The organism is Streptomyces sp. NPDC050145 (assembly GCF_044460245.1).
Lineage (GTDB): Bacteria > Actinomycetota > Actinomycetes > Streptomycetales > Streptomycetaceae > Streptomyces.
This window is the reverse complement of the sequence record NZ_JBITJS010000041.1, coordinates 1-5,897: the sequence shown is the minus strand read 5'-3', so window position 1 is coordinate 5,897 and position 5,897 is coordinate 1. Positions and strand designations below refer to the sequence as shown.

The 5,897-nt window shown below is 71.1% G+C and carries 5 protein-coding genes; 4 read left to right on the top strand and 1 reads right to left on the bottom strand.

What is annotated here, in order from left to right; all coding sequences use genetic code 11:
* From ACIBTU_RS39495 to ahcY, 3 genes are all read left to right on the top strand, one after another.
* The coding region (locus tag ACIBTU_RS39495; RefSeq protein WP_399131635.1) for a vitamin B12 dependent-methionine synthase activation domain-containing protein at positions 1-1,107 on the top strand (1,107 nt) is incomplete at its 5' end.
* A complete protein-coding gene (gene metF, locus ACIBTU_RS39490; RefSeq protein ID WP_399131634.1) occupies positions 1,104-1,994 on the top strand; it encodes a methylenetetrahydrofolate reductase [NAD(P)H] in 891 nt (296 codons plus the stop codon). The genes ACIBTU_RS39495 and metF, both read left to right, overlap by 4 nt.
* Positions 1,984-3,381, top strand: a complete 1,398-nt coding sequence (gene ahcY, locus ACIBTU_RS39485; RefSeq protein ID WP_399131633.1) for an adenosylhomocysteinase — start codon at positions 1,984-1,986, stop codon at positions 3,379-3,381. The genes metF and ahcY overlap by 11 nt, the downstream gene beginning before the upstream one ends.
* A 77-nt stretch (positions 3,382-3,458) precedes the next feature.
* On the opposite strand, the gene ACIBTU_RS39480 is transcribed toward ahcY, so the two are convergent.
* Positions 3,459-4,862 carry an MFS transporter gene (locus tag ACIBTU_RS39480; protein ID WP_399131632.1) on the bottom strand — a complete coding sequence of 468 codons (1,404 nt, stop codon included), beginning with the start codon at positions 4,860-4,862 and terminating at the stop codon, positions 3,459-3,461.
* Positions 4,863-5,406: 544 nt separating this feature from the next.
* Here ACIBTU_RS39480 and ACIBTU_RS39475 point away from each other — a divergent pair.
* On the top strand, positions 5,407-5,897 hold a 491-nt coding region (locus ACIBTU_RS39475; RefSeq protein ID WP_399131631.1), incomplete at its 3' end, for an ATP-binding cassette domain-containing protein.

Genomic DNA, 5,897 nt, shown 5'->3' with positions numbered 1-5,897 from the left:
GGTCTCCTGGTCAAGTCGACCGTGATCATGAAGGAGAACCTCCAGGAGCTCAACCAGCGCAAGCTGGCCGCCGACTACCCCGTCATCCTCGGCGGCGCCGCCCTGACCCGTGCCTACGTCGAGCAGGACCTCCACGAGATCTACGAGGGCGAAGTCCGCTACGCCCGCGACGCGTTCGAGGGCCTGCGCCTCATGGACGCCCTGATCGCGGTCAAGCGCGGTGTCCCCGGAGCGACCCTGCCCGAGCTCAAGCAGCGCCGGGTCCCGAAGAGGGAGCTGCGGCTGGAGGAGCCGGAGAACGTCGGGCGTTCCGACGTCGCCGTCGACAACCCGGTCCCGGAGCCGCCGTTCTGGGGCACCCGCGTCATCAAGGGCATCCCGCTCAACGACTACGCCTCCTGGCTCGACGAGGGCGCCCTCTTCAAGGGGCAGTGGGGCCTCAAGGGCGACACCATCGAGCGCGAGGGCCGGCCCAGGCTGCGGATGTGGCTGGACCGGCTGCGCACCGAGAACCTGCTCGAGGCCGCCGTCGTGCACGGCTACTTCCCGTGCGTGTCCAAGGGCGACGACCTGATCATTCTCGACGAGTTCGGCAACGAGCGGACCCGGTTCACGTTCCCGCGTCAGAGCCGGGGCCGCCGCCTGTGCCTGGCCGACTTCTTCCGCCCGGAGGAGTCCGGCGAGACCGATGTCGTCGGCCTCCAGGTCGTCACCATGGGCTCGAGGATCGGCGAGGCCACGGCCGAGCTGTTCGCCTCCGACTCCTACCGCGACTACCTCGAACTGCACGGCCTGTCCGTCCAGTTGGCCGAGGCCCTCGCCGAGTACTGGCACGCCCGCGTCCGCTCCGAGCTCGCTATCTCCGGGGCCGATCCCTCGGCGCTCGACGGCATGTTCCGTACCGAGTACCAGGGCTGCCGCTACTCCCTCGGCTATCCGGCCTGCCCCGACCTGGAGGACCGGGCCAAGATCGCGGACCTGCTCCGGCCCGAGCGGATCGGGGTCGTCCTCTCCGAGGAGTTCCAGCTCCACCCCGAGCAGTCCACGGACGCCATCGTCCTGCACCACCCCGAAGCGAGCTACTTCAACGCCGGAGGCCGCCCGTGAGCACCCTGCGCGACACCCTGGCACGCGGCGGCCGGACCTTCTCCTTCGAGTTCTTCCCGCCGAAGACCGCCAAGGGGGAGCAGACCCTGTGGCAGGCCGTGCGCCGCATCGAGGCGCTGGCCCCCGACTTCGTGTCGGTCACCTACGGGGCCGGCGGCTCCTCCCGGGACCGGACGATCGAGGTCACCGAGCGCCTCGCGACCGAGACGACCCTGCGCCCGGTCGCCCACCTGACCGCCGTCGGACATTCGGTGGCCGAGCTGCGGCACATCATCGGCCGGTACGCGGACGCCGGGGTGCGCGACGTGCTGGTGCTGCGGGGCGACCCGCCGGGCGATCCCAAGGGCCCCTGGACGCGGCACCCCGAGGGCCTGAACCACGCCTGGCAGCTCGTCGAACTCGTGCGCTCGCTCGGGGACTTCAGCATCGGCGTGGCGGCGTTCCCGGAGAAGCACCCGCGCTCGGCGGACTGGGACGGCGACATCCGCCACTTCGTCGCCAAGTGCCGGGCCGGCGCCGACTACGCGATCACGCAGATGTTCTTCGACGTGGAGGACTACCTGCGGCTGCGCGACCGGGTCGTGGCCGCCGGCTGCGACGTGCCGATCATCCCGGAGATCATGCCGGCCACCGACGTCCGGCAGATCCGCCGCTTCGCGGAGCTCTCCGACGCCGCCTTCCCCGAGGACCTGGCCCACCGTCTCGAGGCCGCCCGGGACCGGCCCGGCGTCGCGCACGAGATCGGCGTGCACCACGCGACGCTCATGGCGGACCGGCTGCTCGCCGAGGGCGCGCCCGGCCTGCACTACATCACGCTCAACAAGTCCACGGCTGCCCTGGACATCCACCGCAACGTACTGAGCTCGAGGAGCCTCCATGTCAGCTGAGTTCACCGACTTCAAGGTCGCCGACCTCTCCCTCGCGGAGTTCGGCCGCAAGGAGATCACCCTCGCCGAGCACGAGATGCCCGGCCTGATGTCGATCCGCGAGGAGTACGCCGCCGCGCAGCCCCTGGCGGGCGCCCGGATCACCGGCTCCCTGCACATGACGGTCCAGACGGCCGTCCTCATCGAGACCCTGGTCGCGCTCGGCGCCGAGGTCCGCTGGGTCTCCTGCAACATCTACTCCACCCAGGACCACGCCGCCGCCGCGATCGCCGCCGCCGGCATCCCGGTCTTCGCCTGGAAGGGCGAGACGCTGGAGGAGTACTGGTGGTGCACGGAGCAGGCCCTGACCTGGTCCGGCCACGCGGGCCCGAACATGATCCTGGACGACGGCGGCGACGCCACCCTTCTCGTCCACAAGGGCGTCGAGTACCGCAAGACCGGCGAGCTGCCCGAGGCCTCGAACGACGAACTCACCGTCGTACGGGCCCTGTTGGAGAACAGCCCGCTGGACTGGGCGCAGATCGCGTCGGAGATCCGCGGCGTGACGGAGGAGACCACGACGGGTGTCCACCGTCTCTACGAGATGCACCGTGACGGCGCCCTGCTGTTCCCGGCGATCAATGTCAACGACGCGGTGACGAAGTCGAAGTTCGACAACAAGTACGGCTGCCGTCACTCGCTGATCGACGGCATCAACCGCGCCACCGATGTCCTGATCGGCGGCAAGACCGCCGTCGTCTGCGGTTACGGCGACGTCGGCAAGGGCTGCGCGGAGTCGCTGCGTGGCCAGGGCGCCCGCGTGATCATCACCGAGATCGACCCGATCTGCGCGCTCCAGGCGGCGATGGACGGCTACCAGGTCACGACGCTGGACGAGGTCGTCGACAAGGCGGACATCTTCGTCACGACGACCGGCAACAAGGACATCATCATGGCCTCGGACATGGCCAGGATGAAGCACCAGGCGATCGTCGGGAACATCGGCCACTTCGACAACGAGATCGACATGGCCGGCCTCGCGAAGACCCCCGGGATCGTGAAGGACGAGGTCAAGCCGCAGGTCCACACGTGGACGTACCCCGACGGCAAGGTCCTCATCGTCCTGTCCGAGGGCCGCCTGCTGAACCTGGGCAACGCCACCGGTCACCCCTCCTTCGTGATGTCCAACTCGTTCGCGGACCAGACACTGGCCCAGATCGAGCTGTTCACCAAGCCCGAGGAGTACCCGACCGACGTCTACGTGCTCCCCAAGCACCTCGACGAGAAGGTCGCCCGCCTCCACCTCGACTCCCTCGGCGTCAAGCTCACCACGCTGCGCCCGGAGCAGGCGTCGTACATCGGCGTCGAGGTCGACGGCCCGTACAAGCCGGACCACTACCGCTACTGAGCACCCACCGCTTGATCGGACATGACAGTGGGGGCCGCCCGCAAGGGCGGCCCCCACTGTCGCGTGCAGGTGTTGCCTCAGTGCGACCGGCGGCGCAGCAGCGACGCGGCCACCAGGGCCAGCGCCGCGAAGCCCGCACCCGCCAGGAAGCCGCCCGGCATGCCACCGCGGGCGGACACCGTCACCAGTGTGGCCAGGCCGATCGAACCACCCACCGACTGAAGGCAGTTGAGCACGCTGGACGCCGCCCCGGCCTCGCTGTCGCGCAGCTTCGACGTGGCGATCAGCGTCGGCGGCAGCACGCACGCCGCCATACCGGCCCCCAGCAGGACCAGCGCGGGCAGCACACCGGTGGCGTACGGGTCCGAGGCGTCCAGGACGGAGAGCCACAGGTTGCCGAGGACGAGCAGCGTCGCACCGGCCGCCATCAGCCGCTTCGGGCCGAGACGCCGCTCCAGGCCGACCGCGGCCAGCGCCGTCGTCGCCATGGTCACCGGCATTGGCAGCAGCGCGCACGCGGTCGCCAGCGCCGACCAGCGGTGCTCGCCCTGCAAGTACTGGTTGAGGAAGAAGTACGTGCCGATCAGCGCGCCGGGGATCGCCAGCGTCGCCAGGTAGGCCGGCAGCCGCTCGCGGTCCGTGAACAGCCGCGGCAGCACGATCGGCTGCTCCGCACGCCGCTCGATCACCGCGAACACGGCGAACAGCGCCACCGCCGCCGCCAGAGGGCCCACCACCGACGGGTCGCCCCACGGCCGCTCGGCGGCCTGCCCGAGCCCGTACACCAGCGCCCCGGCGCCGAGCGCGGACACCAGCGCCCCGGCCAGGTCGAAGCGGCCCGGGTTCGGAGCCGTCTCGCGCAGCACGAACGGGCCGAGGAGCAGGATCGCCAGGCCCAGCGGCACGTCCAGGTACAGCACCCACCGCCACGAGCCGAGGGAGGTCAGCGCGCCCGCGAGCAGCAGCCCGCCGGCCGTGGAGGCGGCGCCCGTCGCCGTGCACACGGCGATCGCCCGCTTGCGCGCCGGGCCCGGCGCGAACATGGACAGGACCAGGGCGAGACCGCTCGGCGCCGCCAGCGCCGCCCCGGCCCCCTGGGCCACCCGGATCGCTACGAGGAACTCGCCGGAGGTCGCCGCCCCGCGCAGCAGCGCGGCCGCGGTGAACAGGCCCACGCCCGCGAGGAACACCTTGCGGCGGCCCAGGATGTCCCCGGCCCGGCCGCCGAGCAGCAGCAGGCCGCCGAACGTGAGCAGGTAGGCGGTGACGATCCAGGACGTGGCGACGGGGGAGAGGCCCAGTTCGGCGCGGAGCCCGGGCAGGGCGATGTTCACGATCGGGTCGTCGAGCTGGATCATCGCGTTGCATCCGGCGATCACGGCCAGCGCGAGGCCCGGACGGGCCAGGCGGGGGGTGCCGGGAGGTGCCGGTGCGGCCCCGGCCGGCGGGGACGCCGGCGCTTCGGTGGTCTGCGCGGACATGGGGGACTCCTCGGCTCCGGGGACGGTGTTGACGGTGTCTGCCCCGGCACCGTGGCAGGGGTGACTCAGCCTCGGCTCAAGCCCCGCTCGAAGCGGGCCGCAGAGCCTGTCCACCAAGGGGAGGGGGAAACAGCGGGGGCCGACCAGCGCAGGAGGACCGCCCATGGCACACCTCGAACACCGAGGTCCGTCGACGCCGCCGATGTCGATACGGACACCGACACCGACACCGATGCCGTTGCCGTTGACAACACACGCGCTCTCCTATACGCTGTATAGCGATCCTGTTGTCGTCGATCGGAGTAGGACGTTGCTCGTCTGAGGTCCTGAGGCACCGCCGCGTCATGCCGCCCGCGCTTTCCCGCGCCGGTGTGCCGACGCATCGTGTGCGACCTCGGCGCTGCGAGCCGTCCCCCGTACGACCTTCTGCCGCACGGTCCTGACCGGACCGTCGGACCGGGACCCTCTCTCCTCCCTCGTCGCACCCGCGGTGTCTCGAACGCGTTGCACCCCCACCGTTCACACCGAGCAACCGCGAGGCCACATGACCACCACCCACCCCGACTTCTCCGCGCCCTCGATCGCCGTCGCGGGCCTGAACTACGGCTGGCCGGACGGCACCCCCGTCTTCGACGGGCTCCAGGTCGCCTTCGCCCCCGGACGCACCGGCCTCATCGGCCTCAACGGATCAGGAAAATCAACCCTGTTGAAGCTCATCGCCGGCGAGCTGACCCCGGCCGGCGGCACCGTGCGCGTCTCCGGCGAGATCGGCTACCTGCCGCAGAACGTCACCCTCGACACCACCCTGCGGGTCGACGACGCCCTGGGCATCGCCGCCACCCGCCGCGCCCTGCACGCCATCGAGGCCGGCGACCCGAGCGAGGAGCACTTCACCGTGGTCGGCGACGACTGGGACGTGGAGGAGCGGGCCACCGCGACGCTCTCGCAGCTCGGCCTCGGCCACATCGGACTGGACCGCACCGTCGGCGAGGTCTCCGGCGGCGAGTCCGTCCTGCTGCGGCTCGCCGCACTGCT

Bases quoted from the DNA above. Each gene is read 5' to 3' on its own strand.
- ACIBTU_RS39480 (WP_399131632.1), bottom strand. From the start codon at position 4,862: ATGTCCGCGCAGACCACCGAAGCGCCGGCGTCCCCGCCGGCCGGGGCC.
- ahcY (WP_399131633.1), top strand. From the start codon at position 1,984: ATGTCAGCTGAGTTCACCGACTTCAAGGTCGCCGACCTCTCCCTCGCG.